Origin of the sequence: Bacillus sp. ISL-34, assembly GCF_018613325.1 — a bacterium.
In the GTDB taxonomy this organism is placed as follows: domain Bacteria; phylum Bacillota; class Bacilli; order Bacillales; family DSM-1321; genus Peribacillus.
Genome location: NZ_JAGGQJ010000037.1, coordinates 1 through 22,334, shown reverse-complemented (window position 1 = coordinate 22,334; position 22,334 = coordinate 1). Strand labels below are relative to the sequence as shown.

31 protein-coding genes and 3 pseudogenes are annotated in these 22,334 nt (G+C 35.7%); 5 read left to right on the top strand and 29 right to left on the bottom strand.

The genetic code is table 11. From position 1 onward, the window contains the following. Nucleotides 1-63: 63 nt before the first annotated feature. The 8 genes and pseudogenes from J7E52_RS24375 to J7E52_RS24340 all read right to left on the bottom strand — a co-directional run bounded on the left by J7E52_RS24375 (nucleotide 64) and on the right by J7E52_RS24340 (nucleotide 5,272). Nucleotides 64-267, bottom strand: a complete 204-nt coding sequence (locus J7E52_RS24375; protein WP_214750914.1) for a zinc ribbon domain-containing protein — start codon at nucleotides 265-267, stop codon at nucleotides 64-66. A gap of 390 nt (nucleotides 268-657) precedes the next feature. Then, entirely contained in the window at nucleotides 658-1,200 is a 543-nt protein-coding gene (locus J7E52_RS24370) for a hypothetical protein (protein ID WP_286198061.1), read from the bottom strand. A 77-nt stretch (nucleotides 1,201-1,277) separates the two neighbouring features. After that, nucleotides 1,278-1,430 carry a hypothetical protein gene (locus J7E52_RS24365; RefSeq protein WP_214750913.1) on the bottom strand — a complete coding sequence of 51 codons (153 nt, stop codon included), beginning with the start codon at nucleotides 1,428-1,430 and terminating at the stop codon, nucleotides 1,278-1,280. Between the two features lie 141 nt (nucleotides 1,431-1,571). Next, nucleotides 1,572-2,531: a DUF2705 family protein gene (locus tag J7E52_RS24360; protein WP_214750912.1), complete on the bottom strand. Its 960-nt coding sequence runs from the start codon at nucleotides 2,529-2,531 to the stop codon at nucleotides 1,572-1,574. Beyond that, nucleotides 2,528-3,460, bottom strand: coding sequence for an ABC transporter ATP-binding protein (locus tag J7E52_RS24355; protein ID WP_214750911.1), 933 nt, complete (start codon nucleotides 3,458-3,460; stop codon nucleotides 2,528-2,530). The genes J7E52_RS24360 and J7E52_RS24355 overlap by 4 nt, the downstream gene beginning before the upstream one ends. Before the next feature lie 272 nt (nucleotides 3,461-3,732). Continuing rightward, the gene (locus J7E52_RS24350) at nucleotides 3,733-3,972 is read right to left on the bottom strand and encodes a hypothetical protein (RefSeq protein WP_214750910.1); all 240 of its coding nucleotides are present in this window, start codon (nucleotides 3,970-3,972) and stop codon (nucleotides 3,733-3,735) included. A gap of 49 nt (nucleotides 3,973-4,021) precedes the next feature. Continuing rightward, nucleotides 4,022-4,516: a GNAT family N-acetyltransferase gene (locus J7E52_RS24345; RefSeq protein WP_214750909.1), complete on the bottom strand. Its 495-nt coding sequence runs from the start codon at nucleotides 4,514-4,516 to the stop codon at nucleotides 4,022-4,024. 110 nt (nucleotides 4,517-4,626) lie between these two features. Beyond that, a pseudogene (locus J7E52_RS24340) lies at nucleotides 4,627-5,272 on the bottom strand (HAD family hydrolase). Nucleotides 5,273-5,567: 295 nt separating this feature from the next. Here J7E52_RS24340 and J7E52_RS24335 point away from each other — a divergent pair. Next, nucleotides 5,568-6,365, top strand: coding sequence for a peptidoglycan-binding protein (locus J7E52_RS24335; RefSeq protein WP_286198060.1), 798 nt, complete (start codon nucleotides 5,568-5,570; stop codon nucleotides 6,363-6,365). A 92-nt stretch (nucleotides 6,366-6,457) separates the two neighbouring features. Here the strand turns inward: J7E52_RS24335 and J7E52_RS24330 are convergent, their stop codons facing one another. Together J7E52_RS24330 and J7E52_RS24325 are read right to left on the bottom strand one after the other, a co-directional pair. Further along, nucleotides 6,458-6,991, bottom strand: coding sequence for a GNAT family N-acetyltransferase (locus J7E52_RS24330; RefSeq protein ID WP_214750908.1), 534 nt, complete (start codon nucleotides 6,989-6,991; stop codon nucleotides 6,458-6,460). An 11-nt stretch (nucleotides 6,992-7,002) separates the two neighbouring features. Beyond that, complete coding sequence (locus tag J7E52_RS24325) at nucleotides 7,003-8,007, bottom strand: phosphotransferase enzyme family protein (protein WP_214750907.1); 1,005 nt, start codon at nucleotides 8,005-8,007, stop codon at nucleotides 7,003-7,005. 257 nt (nucleotides 8,008-8,264) lie between these two features. Here J7E52_RS24325 and mntA point away from each other — a divergent pair, with 257 nt between their 5' ends. Beyond that, nucleotides 8,265-8,672, top strand: coding sequence for a type VII toxin-antitoxin system MntA family adenylyltransferase antitoxin (mntA, locus tag J7E52_RS24320; protein ID WP_286198059.1), 408 nt, complete (start codon nucleotides 8,265-8,267; stop codon nucleotides 8,670-8,672). Next, nucleotides 8,662-9,084, top strand: a complete 423-nt coding sequence (gene hepT / locus J7E52_RS24315; protein ID WP_214750906.1) for a type VII toxin-antitoxin system HepT family RNase toxin — start codon at nucleotides 8,662-8,664, stop codon at nucleotides 9,082-9,084. Before mntA ends, hepT begins: the two co-directional genes overlap by 11 nt. 64 nt (nucleotides 9,085-9,148) lie before the next feature. Here hepT and J7E52_RS24310 read toward each other — a convergent pair whose 3' ends face one another. The 3 genes from J7E52_RS24310 to J7E52_RS24300 all read right to left on the bottom strand — a co-directional run bounded on the left by J7E52_RS24310 (nucleotide 9,149) and on the right by J7E52_RS24300 (nucleotide 10,004). After that, nucleotides 9,149-9,364: a hypothetical protein gene (locus J7E52_RS24310; RefSeq protein ID WP_214750905.1), complete on the bottom strand. Its 216-nt coding sequence runs from the start codon at nucleotides 9,362-9,364 to the stop codon at nucleotides 9,149-9,151. A 63-nt stretch (nucleotides 9,365-9,427) separates the two neighbouring features. Further along, entirely contained in the window at nucleotides 9,428-9,691 is a 264-nt protein-coding gene (locus J7E52_RS24305) for a hypothetical protein (protein WP_214750904.1), read from the bottom strand. A gap of 97 nt (nucleotides 9,692-9,788) precedes the next feature. Beyond that, the gene (locus J7E52_RS24300; RefSeq protein WP_214750903.1) at nucleotides 9,789-10,004 is read right to left on the bottom strand and encodes a hypothetical protein; all 216 of its coding nucleotides are present in this window, start codon (nucleotides 10,002-10,004) and stop codon (nucleotides 9,789-9,791) included. Nucleotides 10,005-10,475: 471 nt separating this feature from the next. Here J7E52_RS24300 and J7E52_RS24295 point away from each other — a divergent pair, with 471 nt between their 5' ends. Continuing rightward, nucleotides 10,476-10,649: a hypothetical protein gene (locus tag J7E52_RS24295; protein ID WP_214750902.1), complete on the top strand. Its 174-nt coding sequence runs from the start codon at nucleotides 10,476-10,478 to the stop codon at nucleotides 10,647-10,649. A gap of 23 nt (nucleotides 10,650-10,672) precedes the next feature. Here the strand turns inward: J7E52_RS24295 and J7E52_RS24290 are convergent, their stop codons facing one another. Continuing rightward, nucleotides 10,673-10,969 carry a GNAT family N-acetyltransferase gene (locus tag J7E52_RS24290; RefSeq protein WP_286198058.1) on the bottom strand — a complete coding sequence of 99 codons (297 nt, stop codon included), beginning with the start codon at nucleotides 10,967-10,969 and terminating at the stop codon, nucleotides 10,673-10,675. A gap of 298 nt (nucleotides 10,970-11,267) precedes the next feature. On the opposite strand from J7E52_RS24290, the gene J7E52_RS24285 reads away from it, so the two are divergent. Continuing rightward, nucleotides 11,268-12,134 (top strand): SDR family oxidoreductase, encoded by an 867-nt coding sequence (locus J7E52_RS24285; RefSeq protein ID WP_214750901.1) that lies wholly within the window; start codon nucleotides 11,268-11,270, stop codon nucleotides 12,132-12,134. A gap of 52 nt (nucleotides 12,135-12,186) precedes the next feature. Here the strand turns inward: J7E52_RS24285 and J7E52_RS24280 are convergent, their stop codons facing one another. From J7E52_RS24280 to J7E52_RS24210, 15 genes and pseudogenes are all read right to left on the bottom strand, one after another. Further along, entirely contained in the window at nucleotides 12,187-12,606 is a 420-nt protein-coding gene (locus tag J7E52_RS24280) for a VOC family protein (RefSeq protein ID WP_214750900.1), read from the bottom strand. 499 nt (nucleotides 12,607-13,105) lie between these two features. Beyond that, nucleotides 13,106-13,369 (bottom strand): CPCC family cysteine-rich protein, encoded by a 264-nt coding sequence (locus J7E52_RS24275; protein ID WP_214750926.1) that lies wholly within the window; start codon nucleotides 13,367-13,369, stop codon nucleotides 13,106-13,108. A 226-nt stretch (nucleotides 13,370-13,595) separates the two neighbouring features. After that, nucleotides 13,596-13,805 carry a hypothetical protein gene (locus tag J7E52_RS24270; protein ID WP_214750899.1) on the bottom strand — a complete coding sequence of 70 codons (210 nt, stop codon included), beginning with the start codon at nucleotides 13,803-13,805 and terminating at the stop codon, nucleotides 13,596-13,598. A 357-nt stretch (nucleotides 13,806-14,162) separates the two neighbouring features. Next, nucleotides 14,163-14,636 (bottom strand): annotated as a pseudogene (locus J7E52_RS24265) (GNAT family N-acetyltransferase); the annotation flags it as partial. Between the two features lie 156 nt (nucleotides 14,637-14,792). Then, nucleotides 14,793-15,215 carry a cytidine deaminase gene (locus tag J7E52_RS24260; protein WP_214750897.1) on the bottom strand — a complete coding sequence of 141 codons (423 nt, stop codon included), beginning with the start codon at nucleotides 15,213-15,215 and terminating at the stop codon, nucleotides 14,793-14,795. 234 nt (nucleotides 15,216-15,449) lie between these two features. Continuing rightward, complete coding sequence (locus J7E52_RS24255; protein WP_214750896.1) at nucleotides 15,450-16,091, bottom strand: HAD hydrolase-like protein; 642 nt, start codon at nucleotides 16,089-16,091, stop codon at nucleotides 15,450-15,452. A gap of 106 nt (nucleotides 16,092-16,197) precedes the next feature. Continuing rightward, nucleotides 16,198-16,467 carry a YesK family protein gene (locus tag J7E52_RS24250; RefSeq protein WP_214750895.1) on the bottom strand — a complete coding sequence of 90 codons (270 nt, stop codon included), beginning with the start codon at nucleotides 16,465-16,467 and terminating at the stop codon, nucleotides 16,198-16,200. A 227-nt stretch (nucleotides 16,468-16,694) separates the two neighbouring features. Beyond that, nucleotides 16,695-17,032: pseudogene (locus tag J7E52_RS24245) on the bottom strand (P-loop NTPase family protein); the annotation flags it as partial. Between the two features lie 273 nt (nucleotides 17,033-17,305). Continuing rightward, on the bottom strand, nucleotides 17,306-17,512 hold the full coding sequence (locus J7E52_RS24240; protein ID WP_214750894.1) for a hypothetical protein: 207 nt from the start codon (nucleotides 17,510-17,512) through the stop codon (nucleotides 17,306-17,308). 49 nt (nucleotides 17,513-17,561) lie between these two features. Beyond that, nucleotides 17,562-18,194 (bottom strand): hypothetical protein, encoded by a 633-nt coding sequence (locus J7E52_RS24235; protein WP_214750893.1) that lies wholly within the window; start codon nucleotides 18,192-18,194, stop codon nucleotides 17,562-17,564. 315 nt (nucleotides 18,195-18,509) lie between these two features. Beyond that, the gene (locus tag J7E52_RS24230) at nucleotides 18,510-18,875 is read right to left on the bottom strand and encodes a cupin domain-containing protein (protein WP_214750892.1); all 366 of its coding nucleotides are present in this window, start codon (nucleotides 18,873-18,875) and stop codon (nucleotides 18,510-18,512) included. Between the two features lie 327 nt (nucleotides 18,876-19,202). Further along, nucleotides 19,203-19,481 (bottom strand): DUF3784 domain-containing protein, encoded by a 279-nt coding sequence (locus J7E52_RS24225; RefSeq protein ID WP_214750891.1) that lies wholly within the window; start codon nucleotides 19,479-19,481, stop codon nucleotides 19,203-19,205. A gap of 45 nt (nucleotides 19,482-19,526) precedes the next feature. Then, the gene (locus J7E52_RS24220) at nucleotides 19,527-19,898 is read right to left on the bottom strand and encodes a hypothetical protein (RefSeq protein ID WP_214750890.1); all 372 of its coding nucleotides are present in this window, start codon (nucleotides 19,896-19,898) and stop codon (nucleotides 19,527-19,529) included. A gap of 23 nt (nucleotides 19,899-19,921) precedes the next feature. Next, nucleotides 19,922-20,134 carry a helix-turn-helix transcriptional regulator gene (locus tag J7E52_RS24215; protein ID WP_176474334.1) on the bottom strand — a complete coding sequence of 71 codons (213 nt, stop codon included), beginning with the start codon at nucleotides 20,132-20,134 and terminating at the stop codon, nucleotides 19,922-19,924. A gap of 1,137 nt (nucleotides 20,135-21,271) precedes the next feature. After that, nucleotides 21,272-22,183: a DMT family transporter gene (locus J7E52_RS24210; protein WP_214750889.1), complete on the bottom strand. Its 912-nt coding sequence runs from the start codon at nucleotides 22,181-22,183 to the stop codon at nucleotides 21,272-21,274. Nucleotides 22,184-22,334: the final 151 nt, after the last annotated feature.

The following is a 22,334-nucleotide window of genomic DNA, read 5'->3' as shown; positions in this document are numbered from 1 at the left end:
CTGACATTATGAAAAAACAAGAATCCCCTTTTCATGTAAAAGGGGATTCTTTTCGTGCAGTGATCATCCGAAGAATAGATCCAGCAGATTACTGCCGGCCGATGATTGCTTATTATAAAACTCCGAATAACCGCAATTCTTGCAATAAACAACCGTAAATTGATTATTCTGGACATCGAACATTTTTGACAATCCTGTTCCTGTCATGGCTACGTCCTTTTCAGCAGCATCATTGCTTCCGCATTTCATGCAACCCTTTTCGTTCATGATCCTTCATCTCCCAATCTACAAAAATGATAAATGTCTATACCGGTGCAGCATCGTACATAATGAAATATACGGATAAAGTAATAAATGGTTTCAGAAAAAAATGGAAATTTGTCCCCTTTGTTATTTCCCCTTAAACCTTAAAGTAGGCAAAGCATGATACACACTAATTGCAAAATAATAGATTAAAATCATATGCATAGCATCACTTATAGGGACGGGGGTATCATCAAGCTTAAAAATAGCAAATAATGCATATACCCCAACAAATATGATCGGATAAATGATGTAATGATAGATGAAATTTTTTATGAACATATTCTTTATCGCATCTCTTTCTTATTTACTTAAAAAGCTAAAACCGATAATCAGGGACGCTGGTGAAAAAACTTAAATGACATCTGCATCATCCAATCGTATTTCTGCAACCCTTCCACCTGGAACACACCAAAATTCTAAAGTAATATTCCGTTTATGGTCAATGTAGCCGATAATATCCGCTCCCTGTTCATAACTTTTATAATAATGATCTCCGTACTTCTTAAGAACGTCCGCTTTCTTACTACCTAATTTAATACCTTTGCTTGTTTGAAGGGAGTTTTCAAATAGATCGTCGTCCGTACTTGAAATGATTAACCGCATAATTTTCCCTTTATTCTCGTCTGTATTGATAGATGCCGTTTTTAACCCGCCTTTCCAATAATAATAATCATATGTATTATTATTATCTTGATCGATGGGTTCTCCATATTCCCTAATAAATTCTGGACTCGATATGTTATCCAAAACTTTAAATCCCCCGATGGATTCATCAGACAAATCTGTTGATTTTGTCAATTTTTCGGAGAATGCCGAGTACACATAGAACCCTAATGCTGTTCCAATAATTATAAATACAATGACTAACTTTCGTTTATAATGCATTTTCCCCATCTTTAAAGCTGCTCCATCTCTATAGAATTTTTCCGGCGTAGGCCGCAATTAAATAGTGTATTGTACATATGTAGGCACTAACTTGCAAACAGGTAGGAACTGATCCCCATTATGAGTCCTCCGCCTATCCCGATCACTACGCCAGCAACTGTCCATTGTGATATGATCATGCCTATAAGAAATAAAGAAAAACCTATAAGTCCAATTAATAGAACCTTATTTTTATTCATTTTACACCCCGATACCCAAATAAATATCCTCATATTAACTTATACGGATAAATTTAGGTGAAGTTTCACTTTATTCCAGATTCAACATCCTGTTGCATAAGAAAACCGAAATCAGCCACTGATTTCGGTTTTTCCTTCTATTTAATTAGTGATATCTTTTTTCTGGAAGAAGAAGAAAGTTAGCGCTAAAAAGATAAGATAATAGATGCCGAGTACACCCATTGAAAATCCAAGTGTAGCTCCATCGAACATTTCTATGGTTCCGGAAATATAGCCCCTTAAATCTAGGTGGGGGAATAAGACGAATTTTAACCACTCGTATTTGCCGATGAATGATTGAATGACCATATTTAATGTGGAAGAAGCAAATAGGATGAAAATGGATATACCTACTGCAAGTGCTTGGTTTTTAAATAATGTGCTTAACATGAAAGCGATGGTCGTGATGACCAAGAATCCTGGTATCCAGTAAACGATCATGTCTACGAAATATTCGCCGACCACTACCGGACTGAATTCACCGAAAGATGCTGGATCCATGATTTTGTCTGAATACGAGCCATTGCCAAAGAATATGATTCCGATTAGATAACTGAATATAAGTAGGCTCGCAAGTAATAACGCTGCAAATAGCAGGGAAGTAATATATTTGGAAAGCAGGATCTTCCAACGTTTATAAGGCCTGATCAACAGTTGTTTAATGGTGCCATCCGAAAATTCCGAGGAAACTAGCGAGCTGCAAACAATAACGACGAATAAAGTGACAAATGATGTTAATGATTTAGTCCATTCTGCCATATAGGTCCAATTCGTGTTTAAGTCAGGGTTTATATTATCTGCCAACAGTTGCTTGTTGAAATCGATATCGCCCATGATTGCGGCTTTTTCTTCTTCACTGATTTCCTTGGCTTCCAAAGCCTTTTGCTGTTCTTGTATATCTGCCTTTAACTCTTGCTTCCAATCTTTACCCGATTCTTCGGGACTTAGTTTATAATCGATGACTGCAGCCCCTAATGCTGCCAATAAAAGAAAAGCGATGAATATATAAGTTGATACTTTTGAAAAGATTTTCATCCATTCATTTTTTATTAAGGACATCATATAGACTCCCTCATTTCCTGCTCAGTGATTTCAAAGAATTTATCTTCCAGCGATTTTCTAGTAATGCCAATTTCATAGACATCCAGTTGATTTCCATTAAAACTCCTGTTTATATCTGCCGTTTGTTCACGTGTGGCCGATACGGAGATTGTCTTCGCATCATATTTTAAAATCGTAATATCCACAAAGTGTTCTTGAAGGATTTTTTTAGCTAGCTTCCCATCGCTGACAGTGAATGAAACTTCATTGATCGTTTCTGTTTTTTCATCTAATATATGTTCTTTCGTATGTATCAGTTTTCCCTTTTCGATAACGGCAAAACTATCACACATCAATTGCATTTCCGATAGTAAATGTGATGAAATCAATATCCCGACACCTTCACTCGCCAGTACTTTCAAATAATCACGAAACTCGCGAATCCCTTGTGGATCCAAGCCATTCGTCGGTTCATCAAAAATCAATAACGACGGTTTATGTAAAATCGCCTGTGCCACGCCAAGGCGCTGACGCATCCCTAATGAATATGTTTTAACCTTCTTATCGATGGCATGATCCAGTTTGACAAGCTTTATGACCTCTTCTATTCTCTCATTGGAGATGTCATTGGATGACATTCGGGCATAATGCAGGATATTCTTTCTGCCTGTCATATACTTATAAAACTCCGGGTTTTCAACAATGGCCCCCAATTGATTCATCGCACCTTCGAAATCATTATCGAGGTCACTGCCATTGATCATGACAGTACCGCCCGTACGATTGATGAGACCTGTTATCATACGGATGATCGTGGTCTTACCAGCTCCATTCGGACCAAGCAAACCAAATATTTCATTACTTTTTATTTCAAAGCTGACATTGTCTACAATGGTTGCTTTTCCAATTTTTTTAGTTAAGGATTGAACCTTAAGAACCGATTCAGACATATAATACCTTCCTTTTTTCATTTTTTCCAAAATCACACAAATTCAAGATTACCATATTATGCATATTATTACTATACTGATATTCTTCTCTTTGGATATATTGAACCAATACCTCCATCGGCGTTAACTTCCCGTCCCCATTAACATAAACACTGCCATCAATTTTTTATCTCTAAATAGCAACAACTCCTATGTATCGTTTTCTTTTAATACGTTTTCTATTGAATAATGTTTCAGGATTTTTTTATCTAATCAGGAAAATTTATGAATAATTATAGGTTAAGCAATATAAAGGTAAAGCCGATGGAAATGGCCAGCCCCAATGAAAAAAGAAGGACCTTTCTTATAGTGGAAGGTAAAAGCTTATATATCATCATTAAAATTACATCGATGAAATTCGTTGGTGTTCCGGAGCCGAACTCTTTAATCTCTTTCTTTTTGCCATATACGGCGAACCACATTACAAAAAGACCGCACAAAATAAAAATGATGGAAAAAATCTTATATCCCATTGTATTTCACCCGTTTCCTCATAGGCTAAACGATATTGTTATTATTATCTTAACTATCAAGTTTCAAAATGAATTCTTCAACCTCTTTGCCTCTTGCATGGGAATACCCTTTGTCTTCATCGAATCTTTCAAATCCGCATTTTTCCAGCACCCTGATGGAACCAAGATTATCCTTGGCTGTGCGGGCATATAGAGGACGGACTTTTATTTTCGGCAAAAAATGGAGCAGTGCCCCTGTAGCGATCCCTTTCCCCCAATATTGCTTCCCGATCCAATAACATACTTCCGGGTTACCAAACTGCTCAAACTTGAGAACGCTGCCCGCAACATATCCGTTGTGGATTATGGTCATTTTTTGAATATCCCGGTTCGATAAGATGTTCTTCCAGTGTGTCAAAAAAGCCACCTTGTCTGATGGATCCTTAGATGTGAAGGCAGCCATATAGTTTGCGGCAGGATCCAGTTGCTGATCGAAAAAGATAGGAAGATCACTCTCCTTGACCTCCCGCAGCCGGACTCCTATGTCATTGATATGCAATCCCATAAACTCATCCTCCCCACATAAAACATTCATTAAAAACCGGAAAAACCGAAGAGTCTGCCATCTTCGGCGTGGTTTCATTCCTTTATCATACTATAATTTCCTTCGAACGCTCATTGCTCAATATGTTTGATAACGTCAGACAAGCTCTTATCCAACATGGATCGGAGGCGTAAATGATGATTTTCAAATGCTAAAGCTTCCGTAACGGGATTAGGAACGATTACACACTTTAATCCAGCAGTCAGGGCCGCTTGAAGCCCATTTAACGAATCTTCAAATGCTACGGCTTCTGTCGGCTGAATGCCCAGGACTTCAATTGCCTTTACATACAAATCAGGCGCTGGTTTTACTTTTTCAACATCATCCCCTGTGATGATTACTTCAAAATAGTGTAACAGGCCGAGTTCTCCCAAATGATGTGTGACCCACTTGTCGAGCTTGTAGCGAGGGCGATTTTATATCCATTATTCTTTGCTTCTTCTAATAATCCTTTACACCTTCACGTGCCTGTGATGTTTTCATCTTTACTTCATGAAGGCTTTTTGCTCTGGATTCAATTTCTTCAATATTACAACTTTCCCCCAGCTGATCGTTGAAATACCGGTTAAGTTCAGTATTATCCATCCCGATACATGTAACGAATTGTTCAAGAGGCAAATCAGATTCATAAAAAGCCATCGTTTCTTTATAAGCCTCATACCATGCCGTTTCTGTGTCCAAAATTAAACCATCAAAGTCGAAAATAACTGCTTTAATCAAAATGATTTCCTCCTTTAACCTTGAAATAGAATTTCTATTAACCTAAACGTACATGAATGAATGCCCTTTGTTCAACCAAACTGTTCCGCTCGTTCCATGTGAAGTTTGATCATTTTTCCATAATTACCTAATTACTAAGGATATGGTAACCCGATGTCCGCCTCATTTCTTTTCTTTGTGTTACATGTTTTAACAATTACTTAGTGCCTTCGCGGTGTTTTTCCTTAACTGCGCCTTAAAGGGTGATAGTTTAACGAATCGTTTAATGCAGGAAACAACGAGGAGGATAAACATGAAGAAAATTTTATTAACGATCCTAACGGCTTCTGTATTCATTCTAGGAGTTTGCATGCCAACTAAAGGCGAAGCCGCTGCTTTGGATCGCACACTTTCATTTGGAATGAGTAATAGTGATGTAAAAGTATTACAAGAATTATTACTGACAAAAGGGGTTTTTCCCTATCACGAAGCAACAGGTTACTACGGATCGATTACAAAAGAATCCGTAAAGAAGTTTCAGGAAAAATCAGGGCTGAAAGCCGATGGAATTGCAGGAACACAAACGAATCAGAAAATACAGGTACTGAAAAGCGGGGATATGGGAAGACCTGTAGCTGAACTGCAAAGGTTATTGAAAGCCTGGAATGTTTACACATCAACGATCGATGGCATTTATGGTACAGGCACAAAGCAAGCCGTCATCAACTTTCAAAAGCAAAAGGGATTATCCGCTGACGGTATTGCCGGTGCACGGACCTTCAGTAAATTAGAAGAAAGAGCAAGTGCAGCAGGTTCAGCCGTTAAAGAACTGACGGTAACAAGTACAGCATATACAGCGAGCTGCGAGGGATGTTCAGGCACTACAAGAATGGGCGTTGACCTAAAGAAATATGATGATGCCAAACTGATAGCAGTCGATCCGAACGTGATACCGCTAGGCTCGATCGTTGAAGTCGAGGGCTATGGACAAGCCATCGCTGCAGACACGGGCGGCGCGATCAAAGGAAACAGGATTGATGTGTTCATCGCGAATGAATCAGATGCTTTAACGTGGGGAAGAAAGCAAGTGAACGTAAAAGTAATTAAATGATGCGTGACATACACATCGTTTTCATATAAAAATAGATACATAACCAAACCGGAAGAGCATGCATTGAATCAATTCATGCTCTTTCGGTCTGATCAAACCATTTTGAACATGATAATATCATCGACGTATTCACTTTGGCTCATCTTGAATTCCTTGATTTTACGGCCTTCTTCAATAAACCCCATACTTTTATATAGTGATATTGCCCGATGATTTGTTGAAAAAACTCCCAAACTCACCTTTTCAATGAACGGATTGGCTTCTGCCCAATCCAATAATGCTTTAATAAGCTGTTTTCCAATTCCCATCCCTCTGAAATTATTTCTGATCATCATCCCAAATGAGCCCTTGTGAGACATTCTCTTCCTATTTTCCGCTTGAAATCCGATCCATCCAACCACTTCACCATTTATTTCGGCAACGATGATCGTTTCTCGTTCATTTTCCAATAACCTTCGTATCCACTCTCTTTGTTGATCTAGTGTTTTATTGAACTCCTCCGATACCGTAATAAAATACTCACCTTCGGAAATGACGGAATCCTGTACATCCAAAACCGCTTTTGCATCTTCCAATTCACCTGTCCGAATTCTATAGGCAAGTCCATTATTTTTTACTTCTGACATTCCAATCCCCCTCAATGAACTACGTTCGGATCGAAGTGAACAATGGGACGGCCTTCCATGATTCTACGTTCGATTTCTTGAACAGTTTTATATAACTGACTATCCGCATTCTTCAAATCGTACTTTTTATGAAAAAAATTATATAACGTGAAATCCCTTAACTTTAAAAATAGAGGAATCGTTTCGTATTCCACAGTTTCCAGGATATTTTCCGTCTCATAACCTTTTATGAATGCCCTCATGAACTTGGCGGCATATTCATCGAGCCCCTTTACACCTTCACGTTCCAAGCTCCACATCAGATAGTACAGAGGTATGGCCAAATCGCTGGCAAACCAGTGATAAGAACAGTCATCAAAGTCAAAAACATGGATCTTCCCCTCATGAAAATGGAAATTGCCGTTATGTATATCAGAATGAATCAATCCAAAATTATTTTGATGAACTTGAAGGGCATTTAATTTCTTCATGATTAAGTCTTGTTGGTGCATCACTTGCTCTGGAACATCGGATTGGTAGAGTTCGGCATTCAATAATTCTTCTTCATGCCAATCCAGCCTTTTATATTCCGCTTCTGGCTTATAACTTTTAGTTTGTTTATGCATTTGGCCAATGGTTCTTCCCCATTCAAAAAATAAAGGTTCATCGAAATTTTCATCGGTGACTTTCATCCTTACACCTGGAGCTTTTTCAAACAGGCAACAATAAAATTCCGTACCATCCGAGCCCTTTACAATTTCAACTAAGTTATTATCTTTCGAAGAAAGAACTTTAGGTATTTCACTACCATTATTCTGTAAATGCTCAATCCACTTTAACTCAGCAAGCACTTGAACTTTTGTACGATGTGATTGATGTGTCATTCTTAAGATGTATGGCGTTACATCCCTGTAAACCTCAAATACATAGTTCTCTGCATCTCCAAGTTTAACCGGATTCCCAGCATTCACTTGAAAAAAATCCCCAGCCAATTTCACCAATTCATTAGAAAAAATTCGTTCTACCGCCGCTTCCATGATCTTCACTCCCATTAATGATATTGCTAACTTTAAAAACGATTTATACTATCTTTATACGATACCAAGATGCCTTTTCCCTTTATTTGTATATTATTGTTTTTTTATAAACCTTTGGACTATGCTCCCTGCTCTGAAGCAGAGCTCGCTCTTCAGCCTTAATTGAATCCATACTTTTCATAGGGTTCTTTGTGACCAGTACAAAGGAAAACCAATGTTTGGTATACTATTCGTATTATCATTAGGGAGCGTGTCTTATGAAAACAGAGATGTTTCAAAGTATCCAAAAGTTCCTAATAGACAAAATTGATCCTTCCTTCATCATCGTATTTGGTTCTTACGCGAAGAACACTACACATAGGGATAGTGACATCGATGTGGCATTCTACAGTCAAGATTCATCACATATTACATATGAGTTATTTTTATTGGCACAGGAACTGGCAGATATCCTGAAAATAGATGTGGACCTGATTAATCTTAGGACAGCATCAACCGTTTTTCAGGCCCAAATATACACAACCGGCATTGTGATTTATTCAAAAGATGACACACTTCTAAAAAACCAACAAATGATTGCTCTTAGCATGTACGCTAAATTGAATGAGGAACGTGAAATTATCTTAAAAAAAATAGGAGAAAGTGGGTCCATTTATGGAGAATGATGTGATTTTGAACAAGATCAGTATAATTGAGCGTTGCATGAACCGCGTTAAGGTTGTATACGCGAATAATCCAGAAAACCTAAATGACTATACAAAACAAGATTCCATCATCCTTAATATACAACGTGCATGCGAATCCTCGATTGACCTGGCCATGCATATTGTAGCTGAACAAAGACTTGGGTTGCCTCAATCAAGCAGGGATGCTTTTGATATGCTGAAGGGTCATTCGGTTATTGATGAAGATATAGCTAGGCGCTTAAAAGCTATGGTTGGATTTAGAAACATTGCTGTTCATGATTACCAAAACATTAATTTAGACATTTTAGAACAAATTGTAGTGAATCATCTCAGTGATTTCACTGCTTTTACAAAACAAATCCTGAATTTCCAAGGCGATTTCACCCTGTAAGGCTCTAGAAAATGCCCCCTTACTTTTTCGTATAAAAAAAGCGCCCTATAGGGCGCGTCCAAAATCAAGTTTCCTTTTCTTGTTCATTCGCTATTTTATTGAACTTCAAGATTGTTTCTTCGATTACTGGATTATTGAATTCCTCTTGGATGGCTGATTGTACAAATTTATCTTCACCATTCATTTCATCCCAAGCATTAACTCTGTAATCTGGATCATTATTATGCCCTGAGCCTTGCCGAATATTTGATTTGCCGTTTTGTTCCTCATTATTTGACAACTATCTTCACCTCTTAAACATAGTAGAGTTCGTAACAATCATAAGCAGAAAAAGTATAACTTTTTAAAAATCTTCCTTGATTGAAATGGGTGAACCCGTTGAGGTATGTTGATTAACCCAGTCAAGCGACACTTTTGAAACGGCATCCCACTCAGGTATTTGGGATTTATGCTGTTCCACCCAGCTCATGCAATATTGCGGATCTATATTGCTTTCTTGGGATTTTGCCAAGAATGACTGAATTGTGGTTTCCGTACAATTTTCCCATGATCCACATGTATCCTGCCAAATATGTTCCATTTTGATTTGTATATTTTCGTTAGCCATTGGGTTTCCTCCTTATTAAAATGTTACTTTTTGATATCTTAATTAAGTATGTCCAAGGCTAAATAAATCATTACAAAAATTTTTCGACCTGGGCTTTTCAGCGTAAGAATGAATTTACAGTTGTAAAAATGATGAATAAACTGATTCCGATGAACAAAATCCGCCAGAACCAATAGCTGCCTATGAAAGGAAAGTAATAGCCTTCTTCAAACTCCTTTACACCCTTATACAGCCAATTGTATTGAAACAAACCAAAATATAGAAAAACGACTCCCGTTAAAAAAACAAAAAAACAAACTAGCATTTCCAACACTTCCGTACTCCTCACCTTTCATCCTGACGTAATTTTTGTATTATGTTCCGTATGAAAAAAGGCATCTAGCTGGCTTCTACGTGAACCCATCCCTTGAATTTCTTCACACTATCCCATCATTTAGTAATCCCTTTTTTGAATCGAGTTGAACTTTTCTTCAATACGGTAAATTGTTCTTTTTTCATTTTGGAAGAACGCCAATATACCAATATAATTATTTAAAAAAATATCGGCACTCCAATGGTTAATAATTGAAAAATGATATCCCCGACATTTACTCCTGCCATCATCGTTTCCCCCTCTTCCATATCATTTTTTTATGCACCATCAACACCAAGACTTTTGTTCAAATTAAGTAGCAGAAGGATATTCTCGTCAATAAGCTGAGTAGTTACATATATTTTTTCAAAGGAATTGGATTCATTATTATACTTGCAATAATCGTGCCAATTCTATAACTTGGTGAATTACGTGGGTTTGGAGCATTTATATGTAAGTTTGGATCGTTTACTCGTGAGTTTCGGTGATTTACTCGTGAGTTTAGGCCATTTACTCGTGAGTTTCAGTGATTTACTCGTGAATTTCACGCTTTTACTCGTGAATCGGCGTTTACCCGTTGGCCACAAAAAAAAGCTGAATACTTAGCTCTTTTACACTGCTATTTCCACTCACAGCGTTTTTCTAAATGAGTAGCACCATTTATCATAATCTAATTTATCTTCATAGAAACGGTGTGCTTCGTTTCGCTGGATCCCAGATTCCAATGCCACATATGCAGCACCGTTTTCTTTTGCCCAGTTATGTATATAATTTAATAATTTCTCTCCAAATCCAAATGAGCGGTGCGCGAAATCTGTTAACACGTGACGTTTATTATAAAAGTTCACTCTCCAGCTTAAGCCAGCCAAGGATACAATCTGGTTATCCTTATATAATGCATACAGACAATACCCATCCTTCCTCATTTATTCAAGTAGCTCCAAATATGTTTTTTGAGTTAGTCAGTACGCAACTGATTCATGATTGGAAAGGCTTCTAACCATTGTTCTTCATTTGTTAATTTTTGTATTGTTTCTATCGAATTCACATTAACACCCCTGAAAGTTTTATTAAAATGTAATTCAATTTTGAATACCGTAAGTCCTTCTTCACTATATTTTTGTAATCGTTTGCAGGTGGAATCGATGCGAATGACGATGTTTAACCGTACTTTTTAACGGCTAAAGTATGACTAGATCAATAGTTTAAGAGGAGGAGATTTCTTTGAATATATATGAACAGCAAAAAAACGGACAGCCCGGACAAACACAGGAAAGACAGCCTGGCATTGAATCTGAGATGAATCCACTTCCGATTCAGCCAAAGGATTACATAGGAAGCGGTAAGCTAAAAGACCGCGTTGCCTTGATTACAGGCGGAGATAGCGGCATCGGGCGTGCGGTTGCGATTGCTTATGCAAAGGAAGGCGCCCATGTGGTTGTGAATTATTTAGATGAGCACAGTGATGCCGAAGAAACAAAGCAGCTGATTGAAGCGGAAGGCGTTCGCTGCCTCTTGCTTCCAGCTGACGTTTCCGTGGAGGCGAATTGTAAGGAATTGATCAAGAAGACGCTGGACGAGTTCGGAAAGCTGGACATCCTCGTGAATAATGCAGCGGTGCAATACCCGACGGAAAACATTGAGGATATCACGGACGAGCAATGGGACAAAACGTTCCGCACCAATATTTATTCAGTATTTTACATGAGCAAGCACGCGGTTCCTCATATGAAGCAAGGCAACTCGGTCATCAACACAACATCGATCAACCCGTACAGGGGCCATGCAACTTTGATGGATTATACGGCGACAAAAGGAGCAATCGTCGGATTGACTCGCAGCCTTGCACAGAATGTGGCTAAAAAAGGGATTCGGGTCAATATGGTTGCTCCAGGACCGATTTGGACTCCTCTCATCCCGGCCACGTTCGACGAACAATCCGTTGCCGAGTTCGGAACAGAAGCACCACTTGGACGCCCTGGGCAGCCGGCAGATCATGCAGGGGCCTATGTGCTGCTAGCATCTGATGAAGGTGCCTATATAACAGGACAGTGCATTCACATCAATGGCGGGATCACGATGTCGTCATAAACCCAAAATGACCGAAAAGCATGGTGCTTTTCGGTTGTTTTCATTTCATAATTTAATTTCCTATGCCGGGCGAATTCATCAATACAATTCTCCAACCATCCGGATCTTTAATAGTAACACCTGATTTTTCCCAATATGGATTTTCCGGAGAAACCGGTTCATAGCCCATACCTTTCAATCTATCCGTGATTTCTTCAATGGTTTTACGTTCAGGAATATAAAATACAAGCAGATTATCTTTTGATGGGGCAGGACAAGGACTGCCCTCTTTATGCTGAGTAAACTCCAGATGATAACTGGAATCAGGAAGCCCAATCATGATGCCGTCATATCCCTCATGCCCTTCAAAAGAACCGATCTTTTTCAAACCTAATCCTTCACAATAGAAGTTTACAACCTTTTTTAGTTGATCAGTAGGACGTGCAACCCGGATTTGTGCTACTTTCATATCATTTGGCCATTTACTTTCCATTGTCCCACCCCTCTCTGTATGATTTTCCCATCAATAATTTAACCGTTTGTCTACAGTTTATTATTAAAAAAAGTTGCAGCTGATTTCAGAAATCCGCTCCCTTTCTGTACGAAGACACAAAGATAAGTACATTGGGGACATGAATTTGAGTACATAGAGTTAATAATCCACTCAAAACCGCACCAATTCAATCTCTAAACTGTTTTGAGATACAAAATCGAGTACATTATAAACAATACAGTCATGCAAATTTACTGTAAACACAAAGGGGAAGGCAATATCTATACCCTCCCCTTTTTCGAACAACATATTTCTTTAATCTTCTTGATTATTTTATAAAAAAGCTTGATTATTTTTGTGATTCTTAATCAACTAAAGCACCCGTTAGTTCATTAAGGAGGTAATCCATAAACAGTCTGATAAATTTAGCAAATCATTCACCTTGGAAACAACGCACCTGTTAGTTGAAGAACAAAATATTTAATTACTATATGTACCCTCACTCTAATAGTTTCCAATTTGGATCTTTTATATCGGACTTATTAGGCTTTCTTACAAAATGTAAACTTCTTTCACCTTTAGCCCCAAATTTTTTGAAATTTTGTTGTGCTTCTCTAAAGGAAACATAATTTGCTCCATCCTCATCTGGATGTTTATATTGGTAACCATCATCTTCCCAAAAACAGATTTCACAAATATCATACGTATCTGGGGGTTCTTCATCTAAAGTTTTATAACCACAGCAAGGGCAAGTATACTTCAATTCCACGCTATTTCACCTCTTAATTGTTTGTTTTTCATTTTTATAGTTAAACATAATTCTTCAACTAACCTGCCCCTTTAGTTCCATAAGAAAAAGAGCTGATCAGCAGCTCCTAAAAATGAAGTAAAGCACCCGTTAGTTAATTAAGAAAAAGGTTGCTTCAGCAACCTCCCTTATTAAAGTATTTAATCAATCAATCTATAAAACATAAAAGGTTAGCTCATAGCTAATCTTTTTTGTTCTTAATGATAAATTCCCCTAATTTCCCCAATAAATGTAATGTGTAAATAATCATTAAGGCTCTGGCTACTACAAAACCATCTATAGCTAAGTCATATCCGCCTCGTAATAAGGCTGAATCCGAAAACCAAAAATAAGTTGATATTGCCAGAGGTATTAAGAGAAAAATCAAAGCTAATTGAGTTTTTTTATCCATAAGATCCCGCCTTATTATATGTATTTTACAAATAATAGCATTATTTCCGGAAAGAAAAAACTAAAAAATGGAAATGATTCACTACTTAAATGTCTCTGTAAGGCATTTTAGTAAGAGGTAATATAAATACGTCAGAGGATATAATTCCGTCCACCAATGCACATCGTTTTTGGCATTTTACAATAGGTCTTATAATAGCACTCCTTATGGAAAGTTCCATAAGGAAAAGCTGCCTTAAAGACAGCTCCGATTTTCAGCTAACGCACCCGTTAGTTCATTAAGGTATTACTACTTATTCCAATCCTTAGCTAACATACCGTAAATAATATGGTCAACATAATGGTTATACAACCATTATGCTTGTCTGATACAACCTTCATTAACAAAACCTAATCTTTCAGGAATCCCTCTACTTTTTTTATTCTCCAAAGCAACCCTAATCTCCACTTTATCTAGTTTTAATTCTTTAAATGCATAATCAGTCAATGCCTTAGCTACTCTTGTCATAATTCCATTTCCTTGATATTCTTCTCCGAGCCAATAACCAATATATGTAGTTTTATTTGACCAATTTATTTGGTTATAACCTGCTACACCAACAATTTGTCCCTTATACATAATAACTGTATTGACACTCTTGTTTTCAGCAAAACCTTTTAAACAAAAATTAATGAACCCTTTTGTATCTTCAAGTTTTTTTGTATTATCCAGCCAAGGAAGCCATTCTCGTAGATATTCTCTGGATTGATTTGTTATTTCGAAAACTCTTTCTGCATCCTTTAATTCTAACAGTTTCAATGATAACTCCTCATCTATCTTATGTAAGAACATACTGATCCCCCTGTTTTTTCTATTGGTTTATTTTGTATATTACCATAGATGATTAATGATAAATCACTTGTTTATTACGGAGCTAACCTGCCCCTTTAGTTCGATAAGAAAAAGCTGCCTTTTAAAGACAGCTCCGATCTTCAGCCAACGCACTCGTTAGTTGAATAATTCTTCATCTTTGTATGCGTGAGACCAATGATACGGCTGGACTTCTTCTAAGGTTTTAAAAAGTAATTGTTCCTGATCCTTTGAAATAGTAACTGCGACTTTTACATCCCTTCCCCAGTAAAATAATCTTTCTTGACAGACCCCACAAGGAGTTAATACTTTAAATTCTTGGTTTTCATCATCTCTTACAACGCAAATTGAATGAGTGATTTTTGTATTAAATTTATGTGCTTCCAAAATCGCACCTGTTTCTATACATAACTCTGTTGAAGCATTTATGACCTCTGGTGATACACTTGTCAATATTTCTCCATTGTTAGTGTACATTGCTGCTGCTCCACCCCAGCCAGAAGGGTATCTTTTTTCAATAAGTTCTTTCGCTGCTTGATATAACTTTTGTTCAATATTCACTCTTTTCCCCCACTTTTATTCTAATTCAAATATCCAACTTAATTTTAACATCTTAAATCGTTCTTCAACTAAACTGCCCCTTTAGTTCCATAAAGAAAAAGCTGCCTTAAAGACAACTCCGATCTTCAGCTAACGCACCCGTTAAATTAAGGCTGGTTTTTCACTTGAATATGAAAGTATGATAATGCTAAGAATCGTATTTCAAAAGGCCGCCAATTGGCGGCCTTTTAGAATTTAAACTAACTCTAAGATTTCTTTGAAATTATTCACTACAAAATCTGCTTGTTTTAATTCATCTTCTTGAGCAAAGTCAAAGTTCACACCAACGGCAATAAGTTCATTATCCTTAGCAGCAGATATATCTGAAGACCGGTCTCCGACAACGTAACCTTTTCCTATTTGATTTTTATTTTTAACCATTTGCACTAAATCTGACTTATGCCCAGATTTAATTAGTTGGATACTATATGTATTTTGAATAAATCTATCCAAATTATAAGTTTCTACAATTGCTTGTAAATATTCTATCTGTCCATTGCTGGCAATAAATAAGGGATACTTTTTACTTAACTCATTTAATGTCCTCTCCACATCAGCATATAATGCACCTTTTTGTGCTTGGATTAGTTCTATAAGCTTTTTATGAAAAATCTCATTGCTCTTTACTCGTATTTCTAGTGAGTGGTTTGGGCAAAGTGTTTCCCATACAACCGGTAGAGGTACACCCATGATTCCCCTATATTGTTCAATCGGTGTTTTTGTATCCCATAAATTTTCTTTTCGTAGTACATCAAATGTTTCTTCTAGGGCAGGTTCTAAAATTAAATTTGTTTGAAATAAGGTTCCATCCATATCAAAAATAATTGCTTTACTCATTGAAAATCCCTCCTCTCTCTATCTCTCATTTTTAAAAAGCGCTGCCTTAAAGACAGTTCTGATCTTCAGCTAACGCACCCGTTAGTTCAAGAATTATAAGCTCTTTTTATCGTGCCTTTGATGGCTTTTTTGCCATAATGAACGATAAAATTGCAAAACAAATTAAAAAGACAGAGAGAATCCCATAAGCCGCCCCTTCAAACCCTCCTATGTTTACGGAACCAATGTAAAATAGAATAATAGCAGCTATAACTGTTAGGATTCCTGGTACAATTCGTACAAATAGGGGAAGGTTTATTTTTTTAAACCACCACGTAACTAATAATATAATTACTCCAATCACAATAGCTACAAGAAATGGTACAAAAATCATCATTTGCCTCACCACCTTTTTCATTATTAAATAAATGAAAATTAATAAATGCTCTTTTAATCATTTCCTTAATATGTCTATTTAACTTTAGCATAACCACTGATAAATTGGGTGTTGTTTCCATTTTACTATTGAACAATCCTGCCCCGTTAGTTCCTTAAGAAAAAGCTACCTTAAAGACAGCTCCGATCTTCAGCTAACGCACCCGTTAGCTAAACAAGAAGTTATAGTTATTGCACTTTTTTTAAAAAATATTGAACATCTTTTGGTGATTTTAAGATAATAACTTCTTTATCTTTAGACAACTGATCAAGTCTCTCTAAAATTTTAGGTCTTTTCGTCTTGGGATATTCCCATATCCATTTAAAAAACTCAAAGGAAAATATTTCTTCGCAACTTTCTCCCATATCTGGTCTTGTTTTATTTCGATATTGAAGCATTCTTTTAAATGCACGAAAGACGCAAATTGTTCTCGGAATATCAAGAAAGATTATTGTATCGGCTGCATTAAGTCTTATCTCATTGTCCCACCATAGTTCCCATCAATAATCCATTCTTCTTCTTTAATGTACGAAGACACAAAGATAAGTACATTGGGGACATGAATTTGAGTACATAGAGTTATTAATCCACTCAAAACCGCACCTATTCAATCTCTAACTGTTTTGAGATACAAAATCGAGTACATTATAAACAATACAGTCATATAAATTTATCTGTAAACACAAAGGGGAAGGCAATATCTATACCCTCCCCTTTTTTGAACACAACTTATTATTTTAATCTTCTTGATTATTTTATAAAAAAGATTGATCATATTTGTGATCCTTAATGAAGTGTATTAGCCATAATAACCGACGGAGTTTAAGATTATAACGCCAATGATGGTAAAACTTAATCCTCCAGCTATTATTAAGACGAATGTTCTGAATTTTTTCGTATCAAACCACGCAATTACCCCCGTTAGAATTGTGAAAATAATTCCGAAAAATATTGATGCATAAGGATTAGTCGGTTGAATCCAATCATACCAATTTAAAAAATCCATTAAATCTCCCCTATTTTCAGGCTACGTTTCGAAATAAAAGCACTAGATTCTAGATTAGTTCATCTCTAAAAACAACCTGGATCTCCTCTCTGATCATTTGATAAGCAGACATTTCGCCTTGAATGTAACCACTTCTAAAATCTACTTCATCTTCTTTAAATTTAATTTTTAACATTTCAGCAATTTTTTTATATTTTGCTAAATTTTTTTCTATGTGAGCTATCTTGTCATTATCGGTAGATTCCAACAGTAATTCCAAGTCAATAACAATTTTTTCATAACCAAGGGCCATTCCTTCAAATAAACCTCTTTGTAATCCTTGAGGAACTTTAGCTATTTCTTCCTTAGCTTCTTCAGGTATATCGTCATAATACATTCCATTTACTAGGTCCAAGACGTTATTTTGACTTTGCTCTTTTGCTTCGGAAGCTCTTCTTTTTAACGAACTAATTAAATCTTTTACTTTTGTATTCACCATATCTCCACCTTTGAAATAATCAAATTCTCTTACCAGTCGATTAACAATCAGACGATACGCTTTACTCATCCCCAACAACAATTGTCTTTCCTGCTCATCAGCAGTTTCAAGCGTTCTACTAAGTTCTTTTTCCATATCTATAAAATCTAAAATGCAATCTTCAATCTTTGCTCCTCGAAACATTTTCTTTCTATAATCAGACATTTTAAACACCTCTTGAATTAAATCTACCATTTTTGTAAACAAATGTAAACAAATAATGTTTACATTTGTTTACAAAAAAAAAAAAAACGATTGAAATTTTTATCAGTCGTTTTAAACTTATATTCATCTTCAACTAACCTGCCCCGTTAGTGCCATAAGAAAAAGAGCTGCCGAAGCAACTCCCTTATTGAAGTAAAGCACCCGTTAGTTTAAGTACAATTCTTCACATATGGATGATGTAGCATTGAAAAAAAGTTTGATCATTTTCCATACTTCTTATAGAACTAAACCATCTGTTAGTTGAACAAGATTTTTTTATTTATGTTCTTTAATGGGCATAAAATTAGAAGGGGTTAATTCTTCAGACTCAATCACAATTGCAGTTAGTCCAGTAGTGGCAGTTGCTGTTTCGTGTCCTTCACCTTTTTCCCAAAAGACCACATCGTTAGCTTTTATATTTACTTTTAATTCATCATCACCGCGAACCCATCCTTCTCCATCTACAACAATGAGTAATTGTGGAATAACAGCATGATGGAAACCTACAATTCCATTAGCTTCTAAATGCATACAACTTATTTGTGTAGGTTTTTCTGTTTTTACAATTCGGGACATAATGAAATTTGAATTAAAATGAGAAATGTTTTTTCCTACTTCTTTGTCGGATCTATAAAATTCCAAAAAAATTTACCCCCTCTTTTTTTATATTCTAATTTGTTAATACTACTTACTTAATCAATAATCCTCTTTAAATATTATTCTTTTGCTAACCTGCCCCGTTAGTTGCATAAGGAAAAAGCTGCCTTAAAGACAGCTCTGTTCTAAAGCTAAAGCACCCGTTAGTTCATTAAGAAAAGCGAAACTTCTTCCAGAATCGCGCGCGATTCTGGAAAATCACAATTTAAATTAGAGTTATTATTCATTAATTGAAACTGCAGAAATAAAAAAGAAACTAAAATGACATGCAAAAAAACAGGGAATATTTTGCACTATTTCTTCCTTTTTTTATTACTCAACCATCTTTGTGTTTACATAGCCAAGTAGAATAACATAACCAATTATCATAATAGGAAATAATACTTGTGTATCTGGATCGTCAATAAAAGCTCCTATGAACATTACTATCCCCATTAGTAGGTTGTAAGAACCTACTAATTTTGCCAGTTTATCTTGATCTTTTACACGTTTTTGATTAAAACCCGATAATAACCAAGTTTGCTTTTTCACTCCAACGAGATACGCTAAAATAAAAAGAACGATTGCTGTAACAATGAATATTTGATTCATTTTCTTACCTCCCTTAGTAAGTTAGTTTCAATTCTTGACTCTTTTTTATCTCTTTCTTGCTATTAATGGGGCTATATAAAATGAAACAATAAATGTGATGGTTAGATAAATAATTAAATAATTCGCCTTAATCGAATGTGCGTTAAGAATTTGGTCTGAGATTAATAAGTAAACTAAGAGGGTTAAATTGGAAATTGAGAATGTCTGTAATGAATACTGTTTAATATTATCATTGACTCTTTCGTCATACTCGATTTCATCTTTAGCTTCTTGTTTTTTCAATCTAAGCCATTTAGCACTTCCAACGCCTACAAGAAGTCCTACTACTATCCCCCACTGAATTTGCCCCGTTATAAGGCTTACAATTGCAAAGCTAACAATCACACTGATAAGAATTGTTAAGAAATTTACTGGCATGGTTTTATCATCTCCTTTATAAGTTAGTCTTCTATCCAAAACAATTCATCTAATGGTCGTTCTAAATGTCTACTAATGATTAAGCATACTCGAATAGTGGGGTTATATTTTTGTGCTTCTATTAAATTCATTGTCTGTCGTGTTACGCCAACCAATTTTGCCAGTTCACCTTGAGTTAAATTACCTTTCTCGATACGGGCGACTTTTACCTTATTTTTCACTGTGAACTCCTTCAAATACTTTACTCACTCCTTTTATCCTTATATTTACATTGTAATATATATTTTACTTTTTATAAATATATATTACATATTTTATAAAAAAACCACATCCTTTTATGAGATGTAGTTAAAGGAACTAAATAATGTTTCCCAAGTAAACTTTACTAATTCCAAAGGGTAATCAAGAATTTATTGAGCGTACCCCTTCTGTTGTACTAAACAGCCCCGTAGTTTAATAAGCCTTATTCCATTAAATGGCCCTATTGTTGAATAAGTCAAACAGCACTCTTCAACTAACCTGCCCCGTTAGCTCCATAAGAAAAAGCTGCCTTAAAGACAGCTCTGATCAGCTAACGCACCTTTAGTTGAATAAAAATTATTTTGTTAAAAGCCAAATTACAAATAAAAAAATAGCAATTATAGCCCAAATAATAGCCTGTTTCGAACCTCTTTTTTCTGTACTCAAATAATCCTCTCCTTGATTTATTTTACCATAAAAATACAATGTCTTTCTTGAACTATCCTGCCCCGTTAGTGCCATAAGAAAAAGGCTGCGTTAGCAACCTTCCTTATTGAAGTAAAGCACCTCTTAGTTGTATAACCAATTTAAAATCCATTACCCTGGAATACTATTCTCATTAATTCGATGGCTATAATGTAAAAGAAACCAACAAATATACTAAGACCTAAAGCTAATTTTCTCCAAATTCCTTTCTCACTCAGAAAAGAAAAAGAAAACGATATAATGATTCCAAATATCATTAATACTCGAAAAGTTGTACTCCAGGATCAATTACTTGTGTTATATTCGCAGTAAAGAAACAAATAACCAAGATAATTAAAGCAAACGATATAACCCCTAAATATTTTTTCATGATTCCACACCCTTCTCCTTTATTCTACTTTACCAAATTTTGGTTAATATATATTTAATCATTTGATTACTTTGCTCCTTTACTTTCATAAAAAAAAGCTGCCTTAAAGACAGCTCTGATCTTCAGCTAACGCACCCGTTAGTTCATTAAGAAAAGCGATTCTTATTGATGAATCCTCCCGATTGCGAAACAATTAGTAAGTATTAATAGAGTCTTACTTTTAAAATCGCTCATTACACGGAATAATTCGGTTTTAAAAGAATCTATAATTGTTAATTTATTTTTTCTCTCCATAAATACTAAAAAGACCTAATACAAATAATAAAATAACGCCGATTAAAGTCGTTGTTGACCAAGATAATCTTGGGTCAAATAGTTGAAAGAAAAATGTAAACACAGGTACGAAGCAGAGCGACATCATCACTAAGAACGTCTCACAATATTGAATACCTTTCTGCAATAAATACATTGGAATTAAGACACCGGCAATTGTTACAAGGAAAATCCACAATACATTATCAAAAAAATAGTCAAATAAAATATCATAAGTAAAAATAAATGATAAAAGTACGATACCATAAAAACGGTGTGTTAAAATCATCGAACTTGTCCACCCGACCGAACTTAATTGCTTTGAATAGTTCGTACAAAGTACAGCTCCTAAACCACAAACAACACTCGCTATTACACCTAAAATAGTATTTGTATTTTGATTCATTTGAACACCTGAATTACCATTAAAGATAGAAACAATTAATAAAAAGCAAGCTAACAAAGTACCCAGTGCAATTCCCCACTGTGATTTACTGACAAACTGTCGCTGTGTTAATGTAAGGAAAATCACAAATAATGGTCCTAACCCCATCTCAAGTGAACTAACGATTGCTGGTTCAATGAATTTCAATGCGAAGTAAAACCCCATAAATGCTAGTACAGAGGCTAAATTTAACTTTAGTAGCGATTGCCATGTTGATTTCCATTTATATTCTACCTTTTGATTTCTCGCAAAAAAGGAAAAATAACAAGCAGTCAAAAAGAAACTGATACCCGTAAATATAAATGGATTCAAATTTTGTACACGACTTGCGTAAAATACTTGGCTTATTGCAGTTAATAAAGCTGATAATAATAACGCAATTACACCTTTCGTATAAGTTCGATTTTCAGAAATAATAGCTTTAAGCCCCATTTTTATTCCTCTATTTCCTATGTTTATATTAAATAAATTATTCTAATTTTAACATAGATATCCAATTACTCTTGAAGATATTGTTCACCAATCTGGCCCAATTGTTGAATAAAGATCAAACAGCACTCTGCAACTATCCTGCCCCTTTCGT

What these genes read in the sequence shown, in the direction of transcription:
- J7E52_RS24335 (WP_286198060.1), top strand. Translation starts at nt 5,568, where the DNA reads ATGAAGAAAATTTTATTAACGATCCTAACGGCTTCTGTATTCATTCTA.
- J7E52_RS24220 (WP_214750890.1), bottom strand. Translation starts at nt 19,898, where the DNA reads ATGCCAGTAAATTTCTTAACAATTCTTATCAGTGTGATTGTTAGCTTT.
- J7E52_RS24345 (WP_214750909.1), bottom strand. Translation starts at nt 4,516, where the DNA reads ATGGGATTGCATATCAATGACATAGGAGTCCGGCTGCGGGAGGTCAAG.
- J7E52_RS24330 (WP_214750908.1), bottom strand. Translation starts at nt 6,991, where the DNA reads ATGTCAGAAGTAAAAAATAATGGACTTGCCTATAGAATTCGGACAGGT.
- J7E52_RS24210 (WP_214750889.1), bottom strand. Translation starts at nt 22,183, where the DNA reads ATGGGGCTTAAAGCTATTATTTCTGAAAATCGAACTTATACGAAAGGT.
- J7E52_RS24305 (WP_214750904.1), bottom strand. Translation starts at nt 9,691, where the DNA reads ATGGCTAACGAAAATATACAAATCAAAATGGAACATATTTGGCAGGAT.
- J7E52_RS24325 (WP_214750907.1), bottom strand. Translation starts at nt 8,007, where the DNA reads ATGGAAGCGGCGGTAGAACGAATTTTTTCTAATGAATTGGTGAAATTG.
- J7E52_RS24270 (WP_214750899.1), bottom strand. Translation starts at nt 13,805, where the DNA reads ATGGATAAAAAAACTCAATTAGCTTTGATTTTTCTCTTAATACCTCTG.
- J7E52_RS24235 (WP_214750893.1), bottom strand. Translation starts at nt 18,194, where the DNA reads ATGTCTGATTATAGAAAGAAAATGTTTCGAGGAGCAAAGATTGAAGAT.
- hepT (WP_214750906.1), top strand. Translation starts at nt 8,662, where the DNA reads ATGGAGAATGATGTGATTTTGAACAAGATCAGTATAATTGAGCGTTGC.
- J7E52_RS24280 (WP_214750900.1), bottom strand. Translation starts at nt 12,606, where the DNA reads ATGGAAAGTAAATGGCCAAATGATATGAAAGTAGCACAAATCCGGGTT.
- mntA (WP_286198059.1), top strand. Translation starts at nt 8,265, where the DNA reads ATGAAAACAGAGATGTTTCAAAGTATCCAAAAGTTCCTAATAGACAAA.
- J7E52_RS24360 (WP_214750912.1), bottom strand. Translation starts at nt 2,531, where the DNA reads ATGATGTCCTTAATAAAAAATGAATGGATGAAAATCTTTTCAAAAGTA.
- J7E52_RS24370 (WP_286198061.1), bottom strand. Translation starts at nt 1,200, where the DNA reads ATGGGGAAAATGCATTATAAACGAAAGTTAGTCATTGTATTTATAATT.
- J7E52_RS24290 (WP_286198058.1), bottom strand. Translation starts at nt 10,969, where the DNA reads ATGAGGAAGGATGGGTATTGTCTGTATGCATTATATAAGGATAACCAG.
- J7E52_RS24375 (WP_214750914.1), bottom strand. Translation starts at nt 267, where the DNA reads ATGAACGAAAAGGGTTGCATGAAATGCGGAAGCAATGATGCTGCTGAA.
- J7E52_RS24355 (WP_214750911.1), bottom strand. Translation starts at nt 3,460, where the DNA reads ATGTCTGAATCGGTTCTTAAGGTTCAATCCTTAACTAAAAAAATTGGA.
- J7E52_RS24250 (WP_214750895.1), bottom strand. Translation starts at nt 16,467, where the DNA reads ATGATGATTTTTGTACCATTTCTTGTAGCTATTGTGATTGGAGTAATT.
- J7E52_RS24365 (WP_214750913.1), bottom strand. Translation starts at nt 1,430, where the DNA reads ATGAATAAAAATAAGGTTCTATTAATTGGACTTATAGGTTTTTCTTTA.
- J7E52_RS24350 (WP_214750910.1), bottom strand. Translation starts at nt 3,972, where the DNA reads ATGGGATATAAGATTTTTTCCATCATTTTTATTTTGTGCGGTCTTTTT.
- J7E52_RS24255 (WP_214750896.1), bottom strand. Translation starts at nt 16,091, where the DNA reads ATGAGTAAAGCAATTATTTTTGATATGGATGGAACCTTATTTCAAACA.
- J7E52_RS24240 (WP_214750894.1), bottom strand. Translation starts at nt 17,512, where the DNA reads ATGGATTTTTTAAATTGGTATGATTGGATTCAACCGACTAATCCTTAT.
- J7E52_RS24225 (WP_214750891.1), bottom strand. Translation starts at nt 19,481, where the DNA reads ATGAATCAAATATTCATTGTTACAGCAATCGTTCTTTTTATTTTAGCG.